Here is a 25,266-nt window from a genome sequence, read left to right as displayed (position 1 = left end):
TATTCCGGCCGCCCGCCTCTGGCTTGACTCGCCCCTCACAGCCGCGCCCCACTCAACTAACCTGGCCTCACAAGGAGTTGAGCGTCTCACCGGGGAGCCAGAATGTCGGCGGTGTCCGAGAGGCCGGATGTCCGTCACCGTGGCGCGGCCCTGGCCAGGTCCGTCCGCGCCCGGCTGCGGCCGACCGGCAACCGCGTCACGGGGTATCTCGCGGTCTGCGCGGTCGGCGCACTCGTCGCCACCTCGCTCACCGTCGGCGCCGGCGCGTCCGGCACCCGGCCCCGGCTCGCCGACATCGGCGCCTGGCTGGCGAGCGGCGCGAAGGGCGAGGTCGTCCACGCCCACGGCCTGACCGGCGACGTGGACGGCAGGATCACGCTGCCGTCCGGGACGACCGGCCACCCGGTCGAGATCGCCCGGGACGGCGCCGCCCCGCTGCTCCTGGACGAACGGACCGGCCGGGTCGTACGGCTCGACGCGGCGCAGCTGACCGCCGACCGGTCGACGAAGTACGGTGCGGCCGGGCTCCAGTTGGTCTCCGGCGGGGCGTACGCGTATGTCGTCGACCCGGCGAAGGGCACCGTCCAGCGGATCGACCCGGCACGGACGACTCCCGAGGGCCCGCCCGAGAAGCTGGGCGGCCGGCCCGGGACCGCCGTCGCGGACGGCGAGGGAACGCTGTGGGTGCCGCTGCCCGACCGGGGCACGGTGGTGCCGTTCGTCGCCGGACACCGGAGTACGGCGATCGAGGTGGCCGATCCGGGCCACGATCTCGCCCTCACCCTGGCCGGCGACCGGCCGGTGGTGACGGACCGAACCGCCGCCGTGGCCAAGGCACTTGCGGCCGCCGGCGTCCAGGGCACCTTCGACCTCGGCGACGCGATCGCCGCGGCGACCCCGGCCGACGTCCTGGTCCCGGCCCGCACCGACGGCTCCCTCGTCCCGGTCCTGGCCGCCGGCAGCGGCGACCTGGTCCTGGTGGACGTCCGCAGCCGGCAGACCCTGCGCACCCGGATCCCCGTCACGGGCCTGAAACCGGGCGCGCCCCAGGTGCTCGGCAAGCGGGTCTACGTACCGGACGAGTCGAGCGGCAGACTGCTGGTGTACGACACCTCCCTGTCCGCGTCCGCCGCACCGGTACGGGTCACCGGCGGGGCCGGCGCGCTCGAACTCTTCGTCCGCGACGGCCTGTTGTGGGCGAACGACCCGGACGGCGCGGACGCGGCGGTGATCGACGCCAAGGGCGCGGTCAAGCACATCGCCAAGTACCGGACGGGCGCGCCCGCCGCGCGCGAGCCCGGCGCGAAGCCGGTCGAGGACAGCGTGCCGACGGGCTTCCCGGCCGCCCCGGTCCAGCCCGGGGCGACCGTCACGGCCACGGCCACGACCGCCCCCGCCAACGGCACTCCCACCGACGGCACTTCGGCGGGCCCGCCCGGCCCGACACCCGGACCGACCCCTCCGGAACGCGAACCCGGCGCCCCCGGCGCCCCGCAGGCCGAGTCCCTCGCGGGCGGCATCCGCCTCACCTTCGCGGAGGCACTCGGCGCGACCCCGCAGCGCTATGTCCTCAAGGGAGCCGCGCCGGACCAGAAGGTCACGCCCGAGGAGATCGACCCCGACGGCCCCTTCGTCTTCGAGGTGACGGGCGGCTCCTGCGAACAGCAGTACAGCTTCACGGTGGTGGCGGAGTACGGCGAGAACAAGCCGCCCAAGGAGTCGGCGCCGTCGGCACTCGCCCGCCCGTGCATCGCGCCGGGAGCACCGGAACAGCTCACCTTCACCCCGGCCCAGGGAGGCCACGGCGGCACGGTGTCCTGGGAACCGCCGGAGGGGGCGGGCGGGACGGTGACGTACACGATCAACGGGCCTGGGGGGACGGCGAAGACCGCCGAAACCAGCCACACGTACGAGGGTCTGCGCAACGGCACCGTCCAGGGGATGGCGGTGATGGCGAGCAACGCGGCCGGAGCGGGTTCCGCGACCTCCGGATGGATCGATCTGACGCCGCCCACGCAGAAGATGCACATCGTCCACAACAACAATGACGCCGGCACCATAGGGATCCGGACGAAGCCCACCACCCATGAAGGCATGCGGACAGGCTCCATCCCCGGCCTGTCGAGTCCCGAGGTCACCGTCTACTGCTGGACGAAGGGGAGCCAGGAATCGGACTCGCACACCGGCGCGGTCACCGACGTCTGGGCCTACCTCACCTACCAGGAACGCGCCGGAACCTACACCGGCTACACCACCGACCTCTATGTGGACTCCCGCTTCAACCCCGACGTCTGGGAATGTGAATGACCACCCCCCTGGCCCCCCGCTTCCACGCCCTCGCCGACACCATAGAAAAGGTCGTCAAAGGCAAACGCGACATCATCGAACTCGCCCTCACCTGCCTGTTCTCCGAAGGGCATCTGCTCATCGAGGACGTGCCCGGCACCGGAAAGACCACCCTCGCCCGCTGCCTCGCCGCCTCCGTCGACGCGGACTACGCGCGCGTGCAGTTCACTCCCGACCTGCTGCCCTCGGACATCACCGGCGCCACCGTCTACCGCCAGAACACGGGCGTGTTCGAGTTCCTGCCGGGCCCGGTCTTCGCCAACATCGTGCTGGGCGACGAGATCAACCGCGCCTCCCCCAAGACCCAGTCCGCCCTCCTTGAGGTGATGGAGGAGCGCCGGGTCACCGCGGACGGCACCACGCACCCGGTCCCCCGTCCCTTCATGGTGCTCGCCACCCAGAACCCGGTGGACATGGGCGGCACGTATCCGCTCCCCGAGGCGCAGTTGGACCGCTTCCTGATGCGGATCACCGTCGGCTACCCCGACCACGCCTCCGAGATCGCGGTCCTCAAGGAGACGGGCGTCGGCCCCGAGTCGCTGACCCCCGTCGTCACCGCGCGGGAGATCGCCGAACTCATCGCGACCGCCGGCGAGATACAGGTGGCCGACGCGCTCCACGACTACCTCGTGCGGGTGGTGGCCGCGACCCGCACCCACCCCGACGTCCGCCTCGGCGCCTCACCGCGCGGCTCCGTCGCCCTGCTGCGGGCGGCCCGGGTGCGCGCGGCCTCGCAGGACCGGCCGTACGTCTTCCCCGAGGACGTGAAGGCGCTCGCCGAGCCCGTGCTCGCGCACCGGCTGATCCTCACCCCGGAGGCCGAGTTGAGCGGCCGGACGGGGACGGACGTGATCGACGAGGTACTGACCACCGTGCCGCTGGAGAGCGGGGCGCGCGTCTGATGCTGTCCGCCACCGGGTGGGGCACGCTGGCCGGCGGCACGGCGCTGACCGCCCTCGGCTACGGATTCGGCTACGGCGAGGCCGCCGCGCTCGGTACGACCGGCGTGCTCGCCGTCGCCGTAGCGCTGCTGTGGTCGCTGCCCGCGCCCACGCTGAAGACAGAGCGGCGGACCGCGCCGCACCGGGTGAGCCGGGGCGATCCCGCCGAGAGCGTCGTCACCCTCACCAACACCGGGGGCCGCACCCGGCGGGGCCTGCGCGCCGTCGACCGGTGCGGGGACCGGGACATCGCCGCCGACGTGCCGCCGCTGGCGCCGGGCGCCGCGCACGAGCTGCGGTACGCGCTGCCCACCGCCCGCCGCGGCCGCGTCCCGGTGGGCCCGCTGCGCCTGGAACGCACCGACCCGCTCGGACTCGCCCGCCGGATGCGGCCGTACGGCGGTCAGGACACGTTGCTCGTCCGGCCCCGGGTCCACGCGCTGCCCGTGCTGCCGTCCGGGCGGGCGCACCACATGGAGGGGCCGGTCTCCGACACCGCGGACGACGGCTCGCTGGCCTTCCACGCGCTGCGCGGATACGTGCTCGGCGACGACCTGCGCCGGGTGCACTGGCGGTCGACGGCCCGCACCGGCTCGCTGATGGTCCGCCAGATGGTCGACGTCTCGCTGCCGCACACCACGCTCGTCCTCGACACCCGGGCGCTCGCCTACGGCTCGGAGGACGACTTCGAACTGGCCGTGGACTGCGCGGCCTCCGTCGCGCACGCGGCGGCACGGTCCCACTTCCCGGTGCACCTGGTCGACGCGACGGGCCCGCGCACGGACCTGGACGACGAGGCGCTCCTCGACGAACTCGCGCTCGTGCGCCGCTCGGACACCACGTCCCTGGCCGCCGCGTTCGACGTACTGGAGAGCCATCGCGTGAGCGGGACGCTGGTCGTGGTCACCGGTACCGAGGACACCGGGGGGCTGGGCGCGGTCGACCGGGTGCGACGGCGGTACGACCGGGTGACGGTGCTGTGCGCGGGCGCCGGGGCCTCCGGTCCGGGTCCCGACGTACCGCATCTGCGGGTCGCGTCGCTGGACGAACTGGCCGTCGGATGGCGCCGGGAGGCGGTGCGGTGAACGTCGGCGGACCGGACCGGGCCCGGCGGCTGTGGTCGCTGGTGCCGGTCGCCGCCCTGTGCGCGGCCGCGGGATACGGCTTCGCCCGGGTGTTCCCCCCGGCGGACCTGCTCCCGGTGCTGGCGGTGGCCGTGTGCGTCCCCGTCGCCCTGTCGGCGGTCCTGTCGGGCCTGCTCGGCCGCCGCGCCGACCGCGCGGGCGGTGCGGGCGGTGCGGGCGGCGGGTCAGCCAAGCCTCAGGGCACCCTGCCGCTCTGGCCCTCCGTCCTGCTGAGCCTCGTCGCCTGGGCCGTCGTCGTCAGTGCCACGCTCTTCCACGAGGTGAGCGACGGGCTGCCCGGCGGGCCCGCGCTGCGTGCCGCCTGGTCCGCGCTGCTGGACGCCCCGTACGCGCTGCTCTCCACGATCCTGCCCGCGCCCGGCGAGCCCGAGCTGCTGGTGCTGCCGCACGCCGTGGTGTGGACGGCCGCCGCCGTCGCCGCCGAACTCGCCCTGCGCACCCGCGCCGCGCTGCTCCCCGCCCTCCCGCCGGTCCTCGCCTTCGGCTTCTCGCTGGTGCTCGGCGCGGACGGCCCCGGCTCCTCGTACCCGGCGGCGGGCGCGCTGGCCGGCTCCGCCGCCGTACTGGTCCTGCTGCGCTCCCGGACCCGGCTCCCGCTGCGCGCCCTCGCCCCGCGGCTGCCGGCCGTGGCCGCGCTCGGCCTGGTCGCGGCGCTCCTCGGCCCCCGGCTCCCCGGCCTCGGCACCCCTCCCGACCTGCGCGCCACGGTCACCACACCGACCGTACGACCGCAGTCCGCCAGCCCCTTGGACCAGGTCGCGGCCTGGACCCGCAACGGCGACGAGGAGGTCTTCACCGTACGGACCTCGGGCGCGGCCCCCGCGGGCTACCGGCTCGCGGTCCTCGACCGGTACGACGGCACGACCTGGACCAGCCGCGCCGGGCTGACGCCCACCGGGGGCCGGGTGCCGGCGGAGAAGGGCGCCGATCCGGGCCGTACCAAAAAGCTCGAACAGCGGGTCACCGTGCAGTCGTTGCCCGGTGTCTGGCTCCCCGCCGCCGACCGGCCCGCGTCGGTGAGCGTGCCCGAGGGCACCTCCCTGGCCGTCGACCCGGCCAGCGGGACGCTCTCCACGGGCCGGGCGGTCCCGCCCGGGTTCACCTACACCGCGGTCTCCCGGCTGCCGGTGTACGACGCCGAGCGGCTGCGGTACGCGGCCGTCGCCGACGACCGGGCGGACACGGCCCTGCCGGACGTGGACGCGGCGGGGCGGCCGATCGCCTCCGTGCGGTCCTTCCGGGAGATCGCCGAGCGGGTCACCGCGGGCGCCACCCACCCGTACCAGCGGGCCGCACGGCTGGCCGACTGGCTGCGCGGCACATACCGCTTCGACCCGGGGGCGCTGCCCGGCCACACGTACCGCGGCCTGGAGTTCTTCCTGACGGACGGCGGGCGCGGTACGTCGGAGCAGTTCGCCGCCGCGTACGCGGTGCTGGCGCGTTCGCTGGGTCTGCCGACCCGGGTGGCCGTGGGCTTCCGCCCCGGCACCCGCACCGGCTCCGGCGCCTGGCAGGTGCGGGGGCGGGACGTGCTGGCCTGGCCGGAGGTGCGGTTCGCCGGGGTCGGCTGGGTGCCGTTCCGTCCGACGCCGGGCGAGAGCACGCAGGGCGGTCCCGCCGCGGCGGCGGCCCAGGAGCCCGAGGACCGGCGGAAGCCGGACGGGGCGACCGCGTCACCGCGTCCGTCGGCGTCCCCGCGCGCTCCGCAGGCGGCGGCCCCCTCCTCCGGGCGGGCGTCCGGCTCCGGACTGCCCCTGTGGCTGGCGGCGCCGCTCGCGCTGCTCCTGCTCGTCACGGCCTATGTGCTGTACGCGCTGTGGCTGCCGTACCGCAGACGCGGGCGGCGGCGGGGCGACCCGGACGCGGGGCGCAGGGTGCTCGGCGCCTGGCAGCAGATCGTGGAACGCCTCACGCAGCTCGGCCTGCCCGACACGGGCGCGCACACCGCCCAGGAGATCGCGGCCTTCGGCACGTCCCGTCTGGACGGCACGGTGGGCCTGCGCCTGCCGGCCCTCGCCACCCTGGTCAACGAGATCCGCTACGGCGGCCACGGCCCGGACCCCGCGGCCGCCGACGCGGCCTGGGCGGACACCGACGCGATCGAACGCACGGTCCGCACCCAACTCCCGCGCCGCACCCGCCTGTTGCACGTACTGCGCGACGCGGTGAGACGCCCCCGGGCCGCGGGGAGCACCTGGCCTCAGCGCACCGGGAAGCCGAAGGAGTAACCCTGCTCCTTGAGCCGGGGCAGGACGAGGCGCAGGGCCTCGACGGTCTCGGAGCGGTCGCCGCCCGCGTCGTGGAAGAGGATCGTCGGGCCGTTGGGCAGCTCCCCCTCCACGGTGGCGACGATGGCGTCCGTGCCCGGCCGCTCGAAGTCCTTGGAGTCCACGTTCCAGCCCAGCGGACGCATGCCCCGGGAGGCGGCGAGCCGGCGGCTGTACGGGGTGAACGCGCCGCCGGGGGCCCGGTAGTACATCGGCCGTACGCCCCCGGACGCCTCGGTGATCATGCGCTCGGCGTCGAGTATCTCCTTGGACTGGTAGGCCTCGGACTTCTTGTTCATCGTGGTGTCGTGGGACACCGAGTGGTCGCACAGCCGGTGCCCGGCCGCGACCACCTTCTTCACCAGGTCCGGGTGGGCCTGCGCCTGCGGGCCCACCATGCAGAACGTTGCCTTCACCCCGAACTCCCGCAGCACGTCGAGGACTTCGGGGGTCCAGGTCGGGTCCGGGCCGTCGTCGATGGTGATGTTGACGCCGCGCGCGCCCTTGTCGGAGGCGTGCGCGATGGACACCGCGACCGGCTTGAGGGGGCTGCCCTGCGTGGCCGACGCGGTCGGCTTCGGCGACGCGCCCTTGTTCACGGCACCGGCCTGCGCGCTCCACACCGAGACCCCGGCCGCCAGCAGCGTCACCGCGAGCGCCGACCCCAGCACCTTGCCGTACCAGACCCGTTCGTCGCCCTGCCGCGCCATGCCCGCTCCACTCTCCCGCAGTTGCTCTCGACCACCTGGCAGGACGGGAGAACGGGCCCGCGGGATCCATCCGTTACCGATCAAGGACAATTCCGGGGAACTCCGGGGACAACCCGCGCCCTGCGGCGGCGGGTGAGGGGGACGGCGTGCCGGCCGGTCGACCACTGACCCCGCCGAACTCCCCTTAGGGGTCTCGCAACTTTCGGTTCCCTGTGACTCCTTGACCGCCGTGATTCGCACAGGATAGACATCACGCAACCAGATGTTTACGTAAACATTACCGTCGGATGCGCGGCACAACGCAGAGCTGGAGTAGTCGACATGGCAGATCGCACCCGTAGAAGAAGGCTGTTGGGCCTCGGCGTCACGGCCCTCGCGACCGGCACCGTGCTGGCCGCCACCTCGCTGCCGGCCGCCCACGCGGAGGTGACCGCCACGGCCGCGGTCACCGTCACCCCCGACCCCTCCTACCAGCAGGAGAAGTTCGAGGGCTGGGGCACCAGCCTGGTCTGGTTCGCCAACGCGACGGGCGACTACCCGCCCGCGATCCGCGAGCGCCTGGCCAAGCTGCTCTTCGGCGACGACGGTCTCAACCTGAACATCGCCCGCTACAACATCGGCGGCGGCAACGCCCCGGACGTCAAGGACTACCTGCGCGCGGGCGGCGCGGTCGAGGGCTGGTGGAAGGCGCCGGCCGGCACCACCCGCGAGGACGTCGACTGGTGGGACGCCGACGACCCGGCGGACTGGAACAACAAGGCCGACAAGACGCAGCGTTGGTGGGTCGACCGCATCAAGAAGGACATCACGCACTGGGAGACGTTCAGCAACTCCCCGCCGTGGTTCATGACCGAGAGCGGCTACGTCTCCGGCAACTTCGACGCGGGCAAGGACCAGTTGAAGGCGGACTCCGTCGACGACTTCGCCAAGTACCTGGTGGGGGCGACCGAACGGCTGGAGAAGGCGCACCACATCAAGGTCGACACCCTCGACCCGTTCAACGAGCCGAACACCAACTACTGGGGCACCAAGCTGGGTTCGGACGGACAGCCGGTCGGCGGCCGCCAGGAGGGCGCCCACATCGGCCCCGAGCTCCAGCAGAAGGTGATCAGCGCCCTCGCGCCGACCCTGGACGCGTCGAGGACGGACGCGGAGATCTCCGCGATGGACGAGACCAACCCCTCCACCTTCGCCACCAACTGGAACTCCTACCCGCAGGAAGTGCGGGACCTGGTGGGCCAGATGAACGTCCACACCTACGGCACCAGCCAGCGCACCACCGTCCGCGACCTGGCCAAGGCCGCCGACAAGCCGCTGTGGATGAGCGAGGTCGAGGGCGACTGGGGCGACGGGCAGAGCTTCACCGACATGCGGCCCGGCCTCGGTCTCGCCCAGCGGATCGTCGACGACCTGCGGGAACTGGAGCCCCGCGCCTGGGTGTTCTGGCAGCCCGTCGAGGACTACGACAACATGAAGCCGGGCGGCGAGTCCGCGAAGGGCGGCAACTGGGGCGAGATCCAGCTCTCGTTCAGCTGCACCTCCAAGGACACCCTGGAGACCTGCCCGGTCTACACGAACACGAAGTTCGACACGGCCCGCAACTTCACGCACTACATCAAGCCCGGCGACCGGCTGATCAAGACGGACAACACCTCCAGCACGGCGGCCGTCTCCAAGAAGGGCGACGCGGCGACCGTCGTCCACGTCAACAGCACCACCGAGGCGCGGGACGTCACGCTCGACCTCTCCAAGTTCGGCCGGATCTCCTCCCACGCCACCGTCACGCCGGTGGTGACCAGCGCGGACGGCAAGCTGGCGAAGGGGAAGCCGGTCCGGGTCACCGGCAAGGCGGCCACGCTGACGGTGCCCGCGCAGTCGGTGACGTCCTTCCTCGTCAAGGGCGTCTTTGGGGTCGCGAAGGACGCGGCCGAACTCCGCAAGGGCCACAGCTACCTGCTGACCGGCGTCCAGAGCGGCAAGGACCTCACCATCGCCGACAACGGCACGGGCCTGGTCATCAGGACCCCGGGCGCGACGGACCCGACCGGCCGGCAGTGGCGCGTGGAGCAGATCACCGGCAAGGACAACCGCAAGCGGTACGTCCTCGGTGAGGCGACCTCGGGCAAGCGGCTGGCCGTCCGGGACGGCGCCCTGGTCGCCGAGCCTGCGGAGGGAACCCCCGACAGCGCCGCCCAGTGGATCATGTCCTCGACCGGCGACGGCACCTGGACCCTCGTCAACGCCTCAACCGGCCGCCTCGCGGAAGTCGGCGGCCAGGCCACGAACGACGGCGCGAGCGTGGGCACTTGGCTGGCCAACTCGGGATCGAACCAGCGCTGGAGGGTCACGGACGTGACGTCTGCGGCAGCCGCACCGGTCGAGTAAGAGGCGGGTTCGGAGAAGGGCCCGGGTCTGACGACCCGGGCCCTTCGTGTGTGCTGGGGGGGGTGTCACCAGGCGAGGGCGTCGTCCATGGAGTACTGCCAGTAGGTCACCTGGAGCGAGGAGTCGACGTAGACGCCGTCCGCGGGCAGGGACGGGGTGGCGTGGCCGGCGTTGTCGTTGAACCAGACGTCGAGCGTCTTCGCCGTACGGCCGTCCGAGCCGCTGCCGTCGGCGGCGGACAGGATGATGCCCGCGTAGCCGGACTCGCCGGGGGCCAGGGTGACCACGGCCTGCGGCTGGGAGTCCTCGATGACCGGCGGGACGGACTGGGCGTCGCCGAAGTCGACCGCCGGGTAGTAGACGAGGTCGCAGTTCTTCGAGCCGCGGTTGGTGACGGTGAGGAGCATGTGGTTCAGGGGGCGGGCGACCTGGGTGGCGGTCACCTTGGTGGTCGCGGTGGTGCAGGGGTTGAGGATCGACTCCGAGTCGTCCGAGTCCACGGCGCCCGAGGCGCCCTTGGCGGAGGAGTTCCTGGCCGACGAACCCTGCGAACCGGTCGTACCGCTCGACCCCGTGGAACCGGTCGTACCGCCGCCGCTCGTACCGCCCGTGCCGCCCGTGCCCTTCTTCGAGCCCGTGGACGTCAGGCCCGCCGTGCCGTCCTGTCCACCAACGGTGGAGGTGCCCTCGTCCGCCTTCGCCTTCGTCTTCGCCGGGGGCGTCGCCGCCGTGGGCGCGGCGGTGGCCGCGACCACCTGGGAGGCCCCCTCGTCGTGGACGCCCTCTCCGCTGTTGCACGCCGTCAGCGAGAGCGCGGCGGCCGCGATCACGGCGGCGGCGAGGACGCGGGTACGACGGGTGCGGCGGGTGCGAACGGACATGGGATCCCCCTTGAGAATCACGGGTGTTGGACGGGCCGCCTCCGTTTGCCGGGGGCGGCGTGCTTGGATGACCCAAGGTTGTGGGTTGATCCGTCCCGCCCGCCACGACCGTTGTGTCATCCGGGACGCTGGAATGCTTGCAAGGCCCTGACCTGGGGGAACGCCCATCCCCTGGAACGGCGGTCCGGGACGTGGGAGAGGGAGGAACGGCGGTGGCGGACGAGTTCTCCGACCTGCTCGGCCAGTTGAAGGAGCGGTCCGGACTCAGTTACGGCGTGCTCGGCAAGCGGCTGCACATGAGTGCGTCGACGCTGCACCGGTACGTCAACGGGGACGCCGTACCGACGGACTACGCGCCCGTGGAGCGGCTCGCGCGCCTGTGCAAGGCGACGCCCGCGGAGCTGGTGGAGCTGCACCGCCAGTGGGTCCTCGCGGACGCCCGACGCGGCCAGAAGACGAGCCCGACGCCGACGGAGGCGCCATCTGAGGCGCGGCCGGTGACGGAGACCGGGCCCACCGGAACCGCCGGAACCGCCGGCCCCGCGCCCCCCGCCGAGCCCGAGACCGTCTCCTGGGAGAAGGTCACCGTCCCCGGTCCCGGTGACGAGCCGTGGTCCCCCGCGGACGTGGAGTCGGGGACGCGGCCGGAGACCCCCGCGAACCGTCGCCGTACCGTCGTCCTCGCCGGGATAGCCGTCGCCGCCGCGCTCGTGTCGGCCGCGCTCGTGGTGAACCTCGTCCCCGGCAAGGGGAACGACGACAAGAAGGAGTCCCTCGGCGCGACCGTCTCCTCCTCCGCGTCGGCCGACCCGACCACCGGCCCCTCCCCGTCGTCCGACGCGAAGAAGGGTTCGCCCTCGCCGTCCGCCACGCCCGACACGAGCCCGAGCCCCACGGCCACCGGAGCCGCCGCGGAGTCCGGCGACGGCGCCACCGCGCCGACCGTCGCCGTCAACCCGTACAAGTGGGACGGCCCGTGCAGCCAGCACTACCTGGTCGACGACAAGCCCGAGCAGGTGCCCCCGCCGCCGAGCGAGCAGGACGCGCGCGGCTGGGTGACCGCGCTCGGCGGGGTCGCCGCCGGGGAGCAGATGCTGGCGCTGACCGTGCAGGGCACCGGGAAGGCGACCGTCGTCCTGGAGGCGATGCACGTCCAGGTGGTGAGCAAGGACGCGCCGCTCGCCTGGAACGACTTCGCGATGGGCGTGGGCTGCGGTGGCGGCGTGGAGACGGCGTCGTTCAGGACGAACCTGGACGACGGCCGGCCCTCGCTCTCCCCCAAGGGCGGCCGGCGCGACTTCCCGTACAAGGTCAGCGAGTCCGACCCCGAGGTCTTCTACGTCTTCGCGGACACCTCGGCGCACGACGTGAGCTGGTACCTGGAGCTCGACTGGTCCAGCGGCGACCAGCACGGCACAGTCCGCATCGACAACAAGGGCACCCCTTTCCGCACCAGCGGAAACGTAGGCCGCCCGGCCTACAACTACCCGATCGGCTCCTCGGAATGGGGCCGAGACGAGTACGAACCGAACATCCCGGGCTGAGGTCGGTTGGTCGGGTGGGGATGGCCACTTTCTCCCGGTAACCGCCGCCATGTGCGGCGTGTTGCCGGGAGAAAGTGGCCAATCCCTCAGATCAATTCGGGTTGGGGCTCCGGGTGGCGGGCGGGGGCGGGGGATGGTTCCCAGGTCGTGGTCGTGCGGACGTAGGCGAGGATCACCGATGCCGTCGCCAGGAGGAGGAGCGGGGCCGTCAGCCAGCGGTGCTCGGCCAGTTCCACTGGCAGGAAGCGGTACGACAGGAGGAGCGCCGTGAAGACGGTCGTGCCGTAGGCGACCAGGCGGAGGCCCTGACGGTCCCAGGCGCGGTCGTAGGTGCGCAGGGCCGCCTCTACGGTGAGGGCGAAGACCACGCCGGCCAGCAGGTCGGCGCCGTAGTGGTAGCCGAAGCCGAGGGTCGCGGTGAGCGTGGCGACCAGCCAGAACGTGCCCGCGTACCGCATGGCCCGGGGGCCCTTGCGGGAGTGGACGAAGATCGTGGTGGCCCATGCCGTGTGCAGGCTCGGCATGCAGTTGCGCGGGGTGATGCCGTCGAAGGGCACGGCGTGCGGCGCGGTGAGCGGCACCGTGGTGTGCGGCCATAGGTCGGCCACCGCCCAGGGCGCGCTGGGCGGCATGTGCGGGGACCACAGGGCGATGCCGGCCCAGTGCTCGGTGCCGGTGCCGTAGGCGAAGAGCGGTCCGACCACCGGGAAGACCATGTAGACGGCGGGGCCGACGGCGCCTATCGCGAGGAAGGTGCGCACCAGGTGGTGGCGGGGGAAGCGGCGCTCGGTGACGACGTTGCGCATCTGGTAGAGCGCGACGCAGACCGCGGCGACGGCGAGCTGGCCGTAGACGATGTCGAGGGTGTTGTAGCCGACCGCGCCGGTGGCCTCCACGAGGCGGCCCACCACCCAGGAGGGGTTGCCGAGCGCGTGGTCGGCGACGGCGACGTACTCGTCGAGCACCATGGGGCGGCTCTTCGCGGTGATCAGCAGCCAGGTGTCGCCGATCTTGCGGGCGACCACCATCAGCAGGCCGAGGCCGGCGCCCTTGAGCAGCAGGACGCGGTCCGGGCCGGTGCGGCGGGTGAGGGCGAGGACGGCGATGCCGAGCATCACCCACAGCGCGCCGTTGCCGAAGGCGGAGTGGCCGTGGTGGGGGTGGATGCCGGCCGCCCAGCGCAGGGCGGCGTAGGCGAGGTCGAGGCCGACCGCGGCACCGAGCGCGGTGAAGCGCTGCCGCCAGGTGAGCACCACCATCGTGAGCGCCAGTCCGCCGTACGTCTGGGTGCCCGACCGGGGCGGGAACACCAGGTCGTGCAGCTGGCCGGTGAGGGGGCCCTGGATGCCGTAGTGGCGCGCGGTGAACTCCAGCGCGACGAGCAGTCCGAGGAGCGCGAGCAGCGCCACGGCCCAGAGTCTCGCCCGCGGATGCGGCACGAACCGCGCTGGTATGTGTATCAAGTCCCCGGCCGCCTTCTCCCTGACACGGAGCACCCCCCGCGAGGGCTCCCGACTCAGGAAAGATGGCAAGAAACGGCTCCGGGTTCCAGTGCGTTTCCGCTGCGTTCCTTGTGCGTTTCCGCATACGGGCCCCCGGAGGGGCCTCGCTGAGCCGATTGGGCAAGGCTTCGGCGTAGCCGACTGCTTCGTGCCGGACGCCTCAGGAGCCGTACGACACCCTTCACCGACGACGGCGAGGTCACCAGCGACACGATCAAGATCCAGGTCAAGGACGGCAGCAGCCGGCGGCGGGGCAACGGCTACGCGGTGCCCCGTCGACCATCACGGCGAGACGTGGGCGGACGGGAACATCCCCGTCTACTGCGTGGTGCACGACCCGGACATCGCGACACTTCACTGGGCGAACGCCACCCAGCAGTTGCGCCGGTCCGGACTGTTCCGTCCGCCCGGCCACATCGGCGTCAGCCCGAACGCGGTGCTGAACGACACCACCATGGCGTCCTTCGTCACCCAGGCCCGCCGCTATGTCGGACGCTACCGGGGCCGGCAGGCCGTCCTCACCCACCTCGGCGAGATGTCCGGCGTCGACTTCGCCCCCGACGACCACGTCTTCCACTTCGTCAACGGCCACGACGAGGACCTCATCTTCTGGAAGCGCCCGGGGGACGGCCTGGCGACGCTGTTGCTCAGTGCCCACGACTGGGATCCGTACCTCGTCACCCTGGAATCCCTGATGCGCTTCCGAGATCCCGCCGCCGCAGGACCCGGACGGCGGCTCCCCGGCCGCATGGGGAGACACCGATCTGCCGACCGCGGAGGACCTCGACCTGAGCCGTACCGAGATCATCTGGCTGAGCTCGTGCTTCCTCGCCACCCGGCAGGCGGACGAGGGGTACGAGGAGGACCTCGTCGCACCGGTCGCCTGCGAAGGGTGCCCGAGCTGCACGGGCGAGAGCTCCGAGAGCCCCGAGGAACACGCGGACATCGAGGCGGACGTGCTCCACGACCACGTCCTCGCGCGGATCGTCGACAGGATCGAGACCGAGCCTGACCTGCTGGAACGCTCGATCCGGGCCCTGCGCGAGGACGACGGCCCGCCACCGGAGATCCTCGCCGAACTCGGCCCCCTCGAAAGCGAGCCGCGCATCGTCCGCCAGGTGAGCGCCCTCGGCCGGGGCACGGTGGCGACGATGGACGACCTCGACCCCGACGCCTTCCGGCTCGCCGTCCACTACCTCGTGCGGCGGATCGTCGTCTACGGCCCCTCGCTCCCCCTCGACGAACAGGTCCGCATCGTGTGGCGCGTCCCCGAGCAGGACCCGCGGGTGCTGGACCACGCACCGGCCGACCCACGAGTGACGTGACATCCACGCCCCTCAGGACACCGTCCGGTCCCCCAGCACCTCGAACTCGATGTGCGGAGCCAGCGCCCGCAGGAACTCCGGGGCGTCGAAGAGGGCTCCGGCCGAGGTCACCCCGGTCGTCCGCGTGCGGCCCGTCAGGATGTGGTGGACCGCCTCGACGGCGAGCGGGGCGGTGACCGCGTAGATGTCGCGGCCTCGGGCCACCGCCCGGTGCTCGACCCCGTCGGCGCGGACGACCGCCTCGACGAGGAACGTCTGGTCGGAGCGGCCCTGGTCGTCGGTCGCGGTCGGAGCCGGGGTGTCCGGGGCGGAGAGGTCCGTGGCCGCCTCGACCGCCATGTGGGTGCGGACCTCGGGGACGTCGAGGTGACTGGGGATCGTGACCACGTCGGCCATCGTGAACTCGGCGACGACCTCCCTGGCGCCCAGCGGCTCGGGGAAACGCCACTTCAAGCGCGTCGGCTCCGAGTCGTCGTAGGCCAGGCGCCCGCCGGTGTAGCGGACCCGGCGCCCGCCCCGCCGCTGCCGCGAGACCGCGCCCGCGATCCGGGTCCCCTCGGTGGGGTGCCAGCCGCTCAGCCCGTACGCGATGTCCACCGCGTCCGCCGCCGTCCCCTCGCCCAGCGCGGCGGTCGCCAGCAGGTCGCCGAGGCCGCCGTAGAACGCCATCGCGGGGAGGATCACCGCGTCCGCCTCCCGCGCCCGGTCGGCGAAGCGCGTGAACGTGTCGGCGTTGGCCTCGATCTCCGCCGCCACGTCGACGTACGGGATCCCGGCCCGCAGCGCCGCCTCGATCACGGGAGCCGCCGTCACCGCGAACGGGCCCGCGCAGTTGATCACCGCGTCCGCGCCGGCCAGCGCGCGGTCGAGCGACCCGGGGTCGTCGACGGAGGCCGGCCGCACCTCGGCGCCGGGGAAGTCCTGCGCCAGGGATCGCAGCTTCACCGCGTCCCGGCCGGACAGCACCGGCACGAACCCCCTGGCCCGCAGCTCCGCCACCACGAACCGCCCGGTGTGCCCGTAGGCCCCGAACACCGCCACCGTGCGTCCCTCTTCGCGTCTCATGGGAAACATCCTGGCTCGGGCGGGCACGCCGTCGTGAGTGTCCGGAACGACACGCCCCGTACAGTTACGGACATGCACACCGTCGCGCTGGCCGTCACCGAGGGCATGCTCCACTTCGAACTCTCCCTGGCGTACGAGGTGTTCGGCTCCGTCCCGGACGGGGTGACCGTGCCCTGGTACGAGGTCGGGATCTGCGGCGCGGACGCCGTGCGGGTGGGGCGGTTCCGGCTGGAGCCCGACCGGGGGCTCGACGGTCTCGCGCGGGCCGACACCGTGATCGTCCCCGGCTGGGTGGACGTCGACGTGGACCCGCCCGCCGCACTCGTGGACGCGGTACGGGCCGCCCACGCGGCCGGGGCCCGGGTGGCCTCGCTGTGCACGGGCGCGTTCGTGCTGGCCGCCGCCGGTCTGCTGGACGGCCGCCGGGCCACCACGCACTGGGCGCACACCGCCGAACTGGCCGCCCGCCACCCGCTGGTGGAGGTCGACCCGGACGTGCTCTACGTCGACAACGGCAGCGTGCTCACCTCCGCCGGCAAGGCCGCCGCGATGGACCTCTGCCTGCACCTGGTCCGGCTCGACCACGGCTCGGCGATCGCCAACACCGTCGCCCGCCGGCTGGTCGTACCGCCCCACCGGGCGGGCGGCCAGGCGCAGTTCGTCGCCGCGCCCGTGCCCGAGCGGGACGACCACCCGCTGGCCGCGCTGCTGCCCTGGGCGGTCGAGCGCCTCGACCGGCCCCTGACCGTGACGGACCTGGCCCGCCGGGCCGGGATGAGCCCACGCCATCTGACCCGCCACTTCCGCGCGGCGACCGGCACCACCCCGTTGCAGTGGCTGCTGACCCAACGCATCCGCCGCGCCCAGGAGTTGCTGGAGCGGACCGACGACGGCGTGGACTCCATCGCGACGGCCACCGGCATGGGAACGGCCACGACCCTGCGCCGCCACTTCCACCGCACGGTCGGCGTGCCCCCGGACACCTACCGCCGCACCTTCCGCACCACCGGCTGAACGTCGATTGAAACCGTTCAACCGCCCACGCCTCACAGGAAATCTCCTGCACGACGATTGACCCTCACCGCAAGCGGCCCATACGTTACCCACGCCTCTCGGCTTTGAATCGATTCATCTCCCTTCCGCGCAAGTGAGGAGTCGTCATGATCAGCAGGAGGAACATCCTTGTGGGCGCCGCGGCCACGGTCGCCGCGGCGACGGCGTTCGACGGAACGGCGGCGGCCGCCCCCGTGTCGGCGGCCGGACGGGTCCGGGCCACGACACCCACCGTCGAGTACGTCCGCAACCCCCTGGGCCTGGACACCCGACACCCCCGGCTCAGCTGGCCGTTGACCTCCGACAAGCCCGGCGCCTGGCAGACCGCCTACCAGGTCCGGGTCGCCACCAGCACCTCCCGTCTGAGCCGCCCGGACGTCTGGGACAGCGGGAAGGTCAGATCCGCCGAGTCCTCGCTCGTGGCGTACGCGGGGCCCCGACTCGCCCCCCGTACCCGGTACTTCTGGTCCGTGCGGGTCTGGGACGGCGACGGACAGGTCTCCGGGTGGAGCGCGCCCTCCTGGTGGGAGACCGGGCTCATGGACACCGGTCAGTGGAGCGCCGACTGGATCTCCGCACCGGCGAGCCTCACCGACGTCCCGTCCTTCGAGGGCGCCTCGTGGATCTGGTTCAACGAGGGCGACCCCACCAACAGCGTTCCGGCGGCGACCCGCTGGTTCCGCCACACCGCGCAACTGCCGGCCGGGATCACGGCGGCGACGCTCGCCATCACCGCGGACAACGTCTACGCGGTCTCCGTCAACGGCGTCGAGGTGGCGCACACCGACCTCGACACGGACAACGAGGACTGGCGGCGCCCGGCCGTCGTGGATGTACTGGACCGCGTGCGCGCCGGTGACAACGTTATCGCCGTCTCCGCGACCAACGCGACGGTGGGCCCGGCCGGGCTCGTCGCCGTCCTGGTGGTCCGTACCGCCGACGGCGAGCAGAAGGTGTTCACCGACGGCTCCTGGAAGAGCACCGACCAGCAACCCGCGTCCGACTGGCGGGAGTTGGCGTTCGACGACACGGGCTGGCCGGCGGCCAAGGTGGCGGCCGCGTGGGGCGCGGGTCCGTGGGGCCGGGTCACCGCGGTGTCGTACGGCGTGACCCAGCTGCGGCACGAGTTCCGGCTGCCGCGCCGCAAGGTGGCCCGGGCGCGCCTGTACGCCACCGCGCTCGGCCTGTACGAGGCCCACCTCAACGGCAGGCGGGTCGGCCGCGACGAACTCGCGCCCGGCTGGACGGACTACCGCACCCGGGTCCAGTACCAGACGTACGACGTCACCGAGTTGCTGCGGCCCGGCGCCAACGCGCTCGGCGCGTATCTCGCGCCCGGCTGGTACTCCGGCAACGTGGGCATGTTCGGCCCCGGCCAGTACGGCGAAGTCCCGGCTCTGCGCGCCCAGTTGGAGGTCGAGTACGCCGACGGGAGCACCGAGCGCATCACCTCCGGCACGGACTGGCGGGCCGCCGCCGGACCGATCGTCGCCGCCGACCTGCTGGGCGGCGAGACGTACGACGCCCGCAAGGAGGCCCCCGGATGGACCTCGCCGGGCTTCGACGACGGAAGCTGGCTCGGTGTACGGGGTGCCGGAGACGTCGGCCCCGGGCTGATCGTCGCGCAGGTGGACGGCCCGGTGCGGGTGGAGCGCGAGCTGAAGCCCGTGAGGATCACCCAACCCGCCCCTGGCTCCTACGTGTTCGACCTCGGGCAGAACATGGTCGGCTCGGTGCGGCTGCGGGTGAAGGGCGAGGCGGGGACCACGGTCCGGCTCCGGCACGCCGAGGTGCTCAACCCCGACGGCACCTTCTACACCGCGAACCTGCGCGGCGCGAAGGCGACCGACACGTACACCCTCAAGGGCGGCGGGAAGGAGGAGGTCTACCAGCCCCGCTTCACCTTCCACGGGTTCCGCTACGTCGAGGTGACCGGCTTCCCCGGCACGCCCACCGCCGAGGCGGTCACGGGCCGGGTCATGCACACCTCGGCCCCCTTCACGCTCGACTTCGAGACCGACGTCCCGATGCTCAACCAGCTGCACAGCAACATCACTTGGGGCCAGCGCGGCAACTTCCTGTCCATCCCCACCGACACGCCCGCGCGCGACGAACGCCTCGGCTGGACCGGCGACATCAACGTCTTCGCACCCACCGCCGCCTACACCATGGAGTCGGCGCGCTTCCTGTCCAAGTGGCTGGTGGACCTGCGCGATTCGCGGACCTCGGAGGGCGCCTTCACCGACGTGGCGCCGGTGGTCGGCACGCTCGGCAGCGGCACCGCGGGCTGGGGCGACGCGGGCGTCACCGTCCCCTGGGCGCTCTACCAGGCCTACGGCGACCGCCGGGTGATCGCCGACGCCTGGGAGTCGGTGCTGTCCTGGCTGTCGTACCTGGAGCAGCACAGCAGCGGACTGCTGCGCCCCGCCGAGGGGTACGGCGACTGGCTGAACGTGAACGACGAGACGCCCAAGGACGTCATCGCCACCGCCTACTTCGCGCACAGCGCCGACCTCGCGGCCCGGATGGCCGAGGTGCTCGGCGAGGACACCGCCCCCTGGCGCGACCTCTTCGCCCGGATCCGCACGGCGTTCCAGAACGCCTACGTCGGCGCCGACGGCCGGGTGAAGGGCGACACCCAGACCGCCTACGTCCTCGCGCTCTCGATGGACCTGCTGCCGGACACGGCCCGCAAGCCCGCCGCCGACCGGCTCGTCGAGCTGATCGAGGCGCGGGACGACCACCTGTCGACGGGCTTCCTCGGCACGCCCCGCCTGCTGCCCGTCCTCACCGAGACCGGCCACACCGACCTCGCCTACCGGCTCATCCAGCAGCGCTCCTACCCCAGTTGGGGCTATCAGATCGACCGGGGTGCCACCACGATGTGGGAGCGCTGGGACTCCATCAAGCCCGACGGCACCTTCCAGGACACGATCATGAACTCCTTCAACCACTACGCCTACGGCTCGGTGGGCGAGTGGATGTACACCAACATCGCCGGTATCGCGGCGGGCCGCCCCGGCTACCGTGAGATCGTCGTCCGGCCCCGCCCGGGCGGCGCGGTCACCCAGGCCCGCGCCACCTTCACCTCGCCCTACGGCCCGGTCGCCACCCGCTGGCGGCTGCGCGGCGACCGCTTCACCCTGACCTGCGCGATCCCGCCCAACACGACCGCGGAGGTATGGATACCCACCGCCTCCCGCAAGGCGGTCACCTCACCGCGCGGCGCGAAGTTCCTGCGCGAGGAGGAGGGCAGCGCGGTCTACCAAGTCGGCTCCGGCGCCTACGAGTTCAGCGCCTGACCGGACAAAAGAGGGCGCGAGGGACCGTACGAAGTCCCTCGCGCCCTTTGTCAGCGGGTCAGTTGGTGAACAGGAAGTACTTCCAGCCGCCGCGCGTCGTCGAGTTGACCGTGTCGCCGGAGTCGCCGTTGATGTACGACGAGCGCACCCGGGCGCGGATGCCGGACTCGCCCGGCGCCTCCAGGGTCACGGCCGACCGGCCGTTGGTGGCCAGCGCGAAGTACTCGGCGCCGGAGTCGTACCAGTGGCCCTGGTAATAGACCTGGAGCTCGAAGTACTGCTGGCGGCCGGTGTAGTAGTTCATGGTCGTGGTGAACACCGGGTCGGTGTTCTTGCGGAAGTAGTAGTACTTCGTCGACCCGATCTTGCCGGTCTTGTAGTACTTGGCGACGGACATGGAGATCCGCGCCTTGGCGAAGCCCGTCGACTTCACGGTCTTCGGCGCGTTGCGGGCGTCGCCGTCGAAGACCGCGGTGACCTGGGTGTCCCGGGTCATGTCGACGACCGCCGACAGGTTGCCCTTGGAGTTGACCTTGGCCTTCTTCACCAGCTTCTTCGGCTTGTCGGGGCCGAAGGGGTCCACGTAGATCGCGACCGTGCGGTTCTTGTACGTCGACCCGAGGTGCGCGGTGAATGTGACGTCCTTGCCGTACGGGTACAGCTTGCCGTTGTTGTTCAGGGTGAGCGAGGTCGCCTTGCGGGAGACCTCCACCGCGTCCGAGCCGGAACCGGCGGCGTGCGTGGCGTCACCCGCGAAGGAGACCTTGTAGGTGACCTTGCCGCCGGCGGGCGGGGTGTCGGTGAAGGAGAAGGTGCCGTCCGCCTTGGTCCTGACCGCGGCCAGCGCCTTGCCCTTCGGCGACTCGAGGTCCGTCCGGGTCACCGTCAGCGCGGTGCCCGCGGGCAGCGCCGTCTTCGAGGTCAGCTTCCCGGTGACGGTGAGCTTCTTGGCGCGGTCCGACTTGGCGGGCGCCGACACCTTGAGGGTCGGCAGCTCCTTGGTCGGGTCGGTCAGAGCGCGCAGGGTGTACGTGTCGTACGTGTTCACCGACACCGCGAAGACCCGGCTGGCGTCCGGCGCCCAGGCGAGGGCCCCGTCCACGAGGGTGTCGGCGCCGCTGCTGTTGCCGGTGTTGGGGAAGTCGTACTCCCGCGTCGGCACCGGATCGCCGGGCCGGTGGATGTGCACGTCGGGCTCGTACCAGGAGAAGCTGCCGCCCGCGACGGACCCGTCCGGCGCGACGCGTACCGCGTTCGGGTAGGCGTCGATCGGGTAGCTCGTCTGCTGGGCGAGGTCGGTGGCCGCGTAGGCGCCGATGCCGTAACCGCCGCCGTCGGCCCACGAGGTGAGGACCTGCTTGCCGTCGGGCGTCAGGTCGATCTGCTTCACGCCGGTGTCCATACGGCCCTTGGCGCGCACGGTGGCGCCGTCCGCGGTCACGTCGAACACGGCGAGGTCGCCCGCGTTGCCGGCCACCAGGACGCCCGGGACGGCCGGGTCGGCGGCGAGCAGCGAGGAGCCGTAGAGACTGGCGTCGCCGCCCTCGGCGTGGTGGACGACCGGCTCGGCGCCGGTGACGTCGAGCGAGCCGAGGCCGTTCCCGGACGAGAACCAGATCCGCCCGTCCACGACCTCCAGGTCGATCGGGGCGTCCTCGCCCAGCGGGTAGCTCTGGACCGGTGCGGCCGTCTGCGTGTCCACGGCGACGATCCGGTCGTCGCCCTTGACGGCCGCGTACAACTGCCCGGAGTCGGCGGACAGGACCAGGCCGGTCACGCCGGGCATGCCTGTCAGGGTCGCCTTGACGGCGCCCGTGTAGTCCGTGACAACGATCTGGCCGCTCGTCGGGTCGGAGACGTAGACCCGCTGGTGGACGCCGTCGACGACCATGTCGCCGACCGACTTGACCGGCAGGACCTTGGCGGAGTCGGCCACGGCCTGACCCGCGACGCCGCCCACCAGGGCGACCGAACTGAGAGCGACGGCGAGTGCGGTCGCCGAAGAGATGCTGCGCCTGCGCACAGTGATGTGACCCCCCACATATGAAGCGCCCGGTGGTCGTCGGGCGGCGATCGCAGCGTATGGCATGCCAGTGACAATTGAGGACTCAATAAGCCCCTGGGGACTCGACCCGGCGGATCACCTCGCGGCAGAACGGCCCCACCCCGCGCGGGTCGTCGATGAACTGGTTCGGCTTGATGCAGAAGGTCGTGAAGCCCTGCTCCAGCTGTTCCGGGACCGAGGCGAGGGCCGCGCCGAGGTCGGCCGGGGAGCGGTCGTCGGGGAAGACGGGGTCGGTACCGCCGATCATCTCCAGCTCGGCGGCGTCCCGGTCGGCGGCCGTCATCGCCTCCTTGAGGGCGTGCAGGTCCTCCGCGGTGGGGCGGCCGAGGGGGTGGAAGCCGTGGCCGTGCGCGACCAGGCGGCGCAGGACGGGACCGTGCAGTTGCTGGCCGCCGAACCACAGGCGGGGGCCCTCGGGCCGGTACGCCTTCGGCTCGAAGTACACGTCCCGGAAAGGGTAGTTGTCGCTCTCGTGGGAGATCGGTGACGGCCCCCACGCCTTCGCCCAGACCTCCAGGTGCTCGTCGAGCAGCCGTCCGCGGCGGCCGAACGGCACGCCCAGCGCCTCGTACTCGTCCCGGCTCCAGCTGACCGTGGGCTGCACGATCAGCCGGCCCTCCGCGAGGAGGTCGAGGGTGCCGAGTTCACGGGCCAGCAGCAGCGGATGGCGCAGCGGGGCGAGGACGGCCGCGGCGGCCAGCCGCAGATGGGTGGTGACCGAGGCGATCGCGGCGAGCAGGAGGAGGGAGTGCGGCCAGGGGGTGTACGGGTCCTGGTTGCCGGGGAGCGCGTAGGCGCGCGGGTTGCCCATGATCCCGGCGGCGGCCGCGTCGGGGCCGAGGACGACGTGCTCGCTGACCATGACCGCGTCGAAGCCGGCGTCCTCGGCCTCGCGGGCCCAGCGCACGGCCATGGGGAGATCGGCGCGGCCGCCGGTCAGGGTCCAGTTCTCGCTGAGGACGAGGAGCATGCGGGGGTGGGTGCCGAGGCTTGTGATGGCCAACTCGGTTTCCTTTCCGGGGAGTTCAGCGCTCGTGGACCACGGCGCCGTCGAAGACCGTGAGGTCCACCCGTACGTCCGGGATCTCGTGCGGGTCGATGCCCAGCAGCGGGCGGTCCAGGACGCACAGGTCGGCCGTCCTGCCCGGCTCGACGGTGCCCTTCCAGTCGTCGGCGAAGTCCTGCCAGGCGGGGGTCGCGGTGTAGGCGCGCAGGGCCTGGGAGAGCGTCACCCGCTGCTCGGGCCCGCTGGTGCGGCCGCTGGCCTTGGACTCGCGCAGCAGCATCGCGGCGACCCCCTGCCGCCAGTCCGGCTCGGTGATCGGCGCGTCCGAACTCGCGCACACCCGCACGCCCGCCTCGACCGCGGACCGCACGGGCCACTGGTAGGCGGAGCGTTCACGGCCGACGACCTCGTCCATCAGGTCGGAGATCGTCCACTTGATGGCGGGGTTCATGTTGACGCCGTAGCCGTGCGCGGCGAGCTTGGCGAGGCTGTCGGCGCCGATGAAGTCGCCGTGGATGACGTAGTGGCGGGCGTCGGGACGCGGCGCGGCGGTGTCCGCGGCGAGGAAGGCGTCGACGACGGTGTCGATGGCCCGGTCGCCGGTGACGTGCACGCCGAGCTGGAAGCCCGCCTCGTGCGCGATCCGGATCATCTCGCGCAACTCCTCGACCTGGAGCGCCGGGGAGTCGCCGTGCACGCACAACGCGCCGTGACCGCCCCCGGGATATGGCTCGTTCATCCAGGCCGTACGGTTCGGCGGCACCCCGTCGGCAAAGATCTTGACGCCGATCGCGTTCAGCCGGCGCGGGTCGGCGGAGACCGGGCGGCGCAGCTCCTCCAGGCCCTTGCGCACGTCCTCGGCGGAGCCGCCCATGGGAGCGGGCAGCAGCAACACACTGACGCGGGCGTGGAGTTGGCCTACGGCCACGAGGTCGGCGTACGCGGTCCAGTTGTCGGTGCTCAGGCCGCCGAGGAGGGTGCCGGTGCCGCCGGGGCCGAGGCCGGGCTCGGTGTAGCTGGTGATGCCGCGGGCGTGCAGTTCCCGGACCACGCCCTCAATGGCCGCCCGGCGCTGGGCGATTGACGGCGTGGGCAGTGCGGACTGCACGAGCCGCTGGGCCGCCTCGCGCAGGATGCCCGTCAACTCCCCGTCGCCGTCGCGGTCGACGACCCCGCCCGCCGGGGACGCGGTGGCCGCGTCGATGCCGCAGCGGCGCAGGGCCTCGCTGTTGGCCCACACCATGTGCGAGGAGAAGTCGGTCAGACAGACGGGGTGGTCGGGGGCGACCGCGTCCAGGTCGCGGCGGTGCGGGAAGCGGCGCGGGTCGGCCAGGCACTCGGCGAGGTAACCGGGGTCCCAGCCGAGGCCGACGACCCACTCGCCGGGACGCGCGGCCCGTACCGCCTCCCGGACCACGGCGACGACGTCGGCGATCGAGGCGACGGCCGGGTGAGCGACGTCGAGGGCGAAGGGCGGTTTCGTCATCCCGTAGGCGGCGCCGTGCAGATGGGAGTCGTTGATGCCGGGCAGCACGGTCCGCCCCGCGAGTTCGACGACCCGGGTGCCGGGGCCGGCCAGGGCGCGCATCTCGGCGTCGGTGCCGGTGGCGACGATGTCCCGGCCGCGCACGGCGACACCTTCGGTGACGGTGAACTCGCGGTCGACGGTGAGGACTTGGCCGCCGGTGAGGACGAGGGAGGGGGCCGGAGCGGGGGTGGTCATGGGGGC

The 25,266-nt window shown here is 72.6% G+C and carries 16 protein-coding genes; 9 read left to right on the top strand and 7 right to left on the bottom strand.

The window, feature by feature from the left end:
* Positions 1 to 111: 111 nt before the first annotated feature.
* The 4 genes from ABZ896_RS06955 to ABZ896_RS06940 are packed head-to-tail and all read left to right on the top strand — an operon-like array spanning position 112 to position 6,660.
* Positions 112 to 2,307 carry a hypothetical protein gene (locus ABZ896_RS06955; protein ID WP_360923081.1) on the top strand — a complete coding sequence of 732 codons (2,196 nt, stop codon included), beginning with the start codon at positions 112 to 114 and terminating at the stop codon, positions 2,305 to 2,307.
* Positions 2,304 to 3,248, top strand: coding sequence for a MoxR family ATPase (locus tag ABZ896_RS06950; RefSeq protein ID WP_360923079.1), 945 nt, complete (start codon positions 2,304 to 2,306; stop codon positions 3,246 to 3,248). The genes ABZ896_RS06955 and ABZ896_RS06950 overlap by 4 nt, the downstream gene beginning before the upstream one ends.
* A complete protein-coding gene (locus ABZ896_RS06945) occupies positions 3,248 to 4,372 on the top strand; it encodes a DUF58 domain-containing protein (protein ID WP_360923076.1) in 1,125 nt (374 codons plus the stop codon). The genes ABZ896_RS06950 and ABZ896_RS06945 overlap by 1 nt, the downstream gene beginning before the upstream one ends.
* A complete protein-coding gene (locus ABZ896_RS06940; protein ID WP_360923073.1) occupies positions 4,369 to 6,660 on the top strand; it encodes a DUF3488 and transglutaminase-like domain-containing protein in 2,292 nt (763 codons plus the stop codon). The genes ABZ896_RS06945 and ABZ896_RS06940 overlap by 4 nt, the downstream gene beginning before the upstream one ends.
* Here the strand turns inward: ABZ896_RS06940 and ABZ896_RS06935 are convergent.
* Positions 6,633 to 7,409, bottom strand: a complete 777-nt coding sequence (locus ABZ896_RS06935) for a polysaccharide deacetylase family protein (RefSeq protein ID WP_360923070.1) — start codon at positions 7,407 to 7,409, stop codon at positions 6,633 to 6,635. The genes ABZ896_RS06940 and ABZ896_RS06935 overlap by 28 nt on opposite strands.
* Before the next feature lie 321 nt (positions 7,410 to 7,730).
* On the opposite strand from ABZ896_RS06935, the gene ABZ896_RS06930 reads away from it, so the two are divergent.
* On the top strand, positions 7,731 to 9,794 hold the full coding sequence (locus tag ABZ896_RS06930; protein WP_360923067.1) for a glycoside hydrolase: 2,064 nt from the start codon (positions 7,731 to 7,733) through the stop codon (positions 9,792 to 9,794).
* A 65-nt stretch (positions 9,795 to 9,859) separates the two neighbouring features.
* On the opposite strand, the gene ABZ896_RS06925 is transcribed toward ABZ896_RS06930, so the two are convergent.
* Positions 9,860 to 10,675 (bottom strand): DUF4232 domain-containing protein, encoded by an 816-nt coding sequence (locus ABZ896_RS06925; RefSeq protein ID WP_360923065.1) that lies wholly within the window; start codon positions 10,673 to 10,675, stop codon positions 9,860 to 9,862.
* Between the two features lie 212 nt (positions 10,676 to 10,887).
* Here ABZ896_RS06925 and ABZ896_RS06920 point away from each other — a divergent pair, with 212 nt between their 5' ends.
* Entirely contained in the window at positions 10,888 to 12,219 is a 1,332-nt protein-coding gene (locus ABZ896_RS06920) for a helix-turn-helix domain-containing protein (protein ID WP_360923062.1), read from the top strand.
* An 86-nt stretch (positions 12,220 to 12,305) separates the two neighbouring features.
* Here ABZ896_RS06920 and ABZ896_RS06915 read toward each other — a convergent pair whose 3' ends face one another.
* Complete coding sequence (locus ABZ896_RS06915; protein WP_360923060.1) at positions 12,306 to 13,628, bottom strand: DUF5933 domain-containing protein; 1,323 nt, start codon at positions 13,626 to 13,628, stop codon at positions 12,306 to 12,308.
* A 1,049-nt stretch (positions 13,629 to 14,677) separates the two neighbouring features.
* Here ABZ896_RS06915 and ABZ896_RS06910 point away from each other — a divergent pair.
* Positions 14,678 to 15,046: a hypothetical protein gene (locus ABZ896_RS06910; protein ID WP_360923057.1), complete on the top strand. Its 369-nt coding sequence runs from the start codon at positions 14,678 to 14,680 to the stop codon at positions 15,044 to 15,046.
* Between the two features lie 12 nt (positions 15,047 to 15,058).
* Here the strand turns inward: ABZ896_RS06910 and ABZ896_RS06905 are convergent, their stop codons facing one another.
* Positions 15,059 to 16,111, bottom strand: coding sequence for a saccharopine dehydrogenase NADP-binding domain-containing protein (locus ABZ896_RS06905; RefSeq protein ID WP_360923054.1), 1,053 nt, complete (start codon positions 16,109 to 16,111; stop codon positions 15,059 to 15,061).
* A gap of 72 nt (positions 16,112 to 16,183) precedes the next feature.
* On the opposite strand from ABZ896_RS06905, the gene ABZ896_RS06900 reads away from it, so the two are divergent.
* Complete coding sequence (locus ABZ896_RS06900; protein WP_360923051.1) at positions 16,184 to 17,125, top strand: helix-turn-helix domain-containing protein; 942 nt, start codon at positions 16,184 to 16,186, stop codon at positions 17,123 to 17,125.
* A 146-nt stretch (positions 17,126 to 17,271) separates the two neighbouring features.
* Positions 17,272 to 20,466 carry an alpha-L-rhamnosidase gene (locus ABZ896_RS06895; RefSeq protein WP_360923048.1) on the top strand — a complete coding sequence of 1,065 codons (3,195 nt, stop codon included), beginning with the start codon at positions 17,272 to 17,274 and terminating at the stop codon, positions 20,464 to 20,466.
* 58 nt (positions 20,467 to 20,524) lie between these two features.
* Here the strand turns inward: ABZ896_RS06895 and ABZ896_RS06890 are convergent, their stop codons facing one another.
* The 3 genes from ABZ896_RS06890 to ABZ896_RS06880 form a co-directional block, all read right to left on the bottom strand.
* Positions 20,525 to 22,489, bottom strand: a complete 1,965-nt coding sequence (locus ABZ896_RS06890; protein ID WP_360923045.1) for an Ig-like domain repeat protein — start codon at positions 22,487 to 22,489, stop codon at positions 20,525 to 20,527.
* An 85-nt stretch (positions 22,490 to 22,574) separates the two neighbouring features.
* The gene (locus ABZ896_RS06885) at positions 22,575 to 23,501 is read right to left on the bottom strand and encodes an LLM class flavin-dependent oxidoreductase (RefSeq protein ID WP_360923185.1); all 927 of its coding nucleotides are present in this window, start codon (positions 23,499 to 23,501) and stop codon (positions 22,575 to 22,577) included.
* A 55-nt stretch (positions 23,502 to 23,556) separates the two neighbouring features.
* Positions 23,557 to 25,260 (bottom strand): amidohydrolase, encoded by a 1,704-nt coding sequence (locus ABZ896_RS06880; RefSeq protein ID WP_360923042.1) that lies wholly within the window; start codon positions 25,258 to 25,260, stop codon positions 23,557 to 23,559.
* Between the last annotated feature and the right edge of the window lie 6 nt (positions 25,261 to 25,266).

The organism is Streptomyces sp. NPDC047072 (assembly GCF_040643855.1).
Classification (GTDB): domain Bacteria; phylum Actinomycetota; class Actinomycetes; order Streptomycetales; family Streptomycetaceae; genus Streptomyces.
Note: the sequence above shows the minus strand (reverse complement) of the source record. Positions and strands in the feature narration are given on the sequence as shown.

Coding starts and splice junctions, on each gene's coding strand:
- ABZ896_RS06950 (WP_360923079.1), top strand. CDS start 2,304: ATGACCACCCCCCTGGCCCCCCGCTTCCACGCCCTCGCCGACACCATA.
- ABZ896_RS06945 (WP_360923076.1), top strand. CDS start 3,248: ATGCTGTCCGCCACCGGGTGGGGCACGCTGGCCGGCGGCACGGCGCTG.
- ABZ896_RS06935 (WP_360923070.1), bottom strand. CDS start 7,409: ATGGCGCGGCAGGGCGACGAACGGGTCTGGTACGGCAAGGTGCTGGGG.
- ABZ896_RS06930 (WP_360923067.1), top strand. CDS start 7,731: ATGGCAGATCGCACCCGTAGAAGAAGGCTGTTGGGCCTCGGCGTCACG.
- ABZ896_RS06925 (WP_360923065.1), bottom strand. CDS start 10,675: ATGTCCGTTCGCACCCGCCGCACCCGTCGTACCCGCGTCCTCGCCGCC.
- ABZ896_RS06905 (WP_360923054.1), bottom strand. CDS start 16,111: ATGAGACGCGAAGAGGGACGCACGGTGGCGGTGTTCGGGGCCTACGGG.
- ABZ896_RS06900 (WP_360923051.1), top strand. CDS start 16,184: ATGCACACCGTCGCGCTGGCCGTCACCGAGGGCATGCTCCACTTCGAA.
- ABZ896_RS06895 (WP_360923048.1), top strand. CDS start 17,272: ATGATCAGCAGGAGGAACATCCTTGTGGGCGCCGCGGCCACGGTCGCC.
- ABZ896_RS06885 (WP_360923185.1), bottom strand. CDS start 23,501: ATGCTCCTCGTCCTCAGCGAGAACTGGACCCTGACCGGCGGCCGCGCC.
- ABZ896_RS06880 (WP_360923042.1), bottom strand. CDS start 25,260: ATGACCACCCCCGCTCCGGCCCCCTCCCTCGTCCTCACCGGCGGCCAA.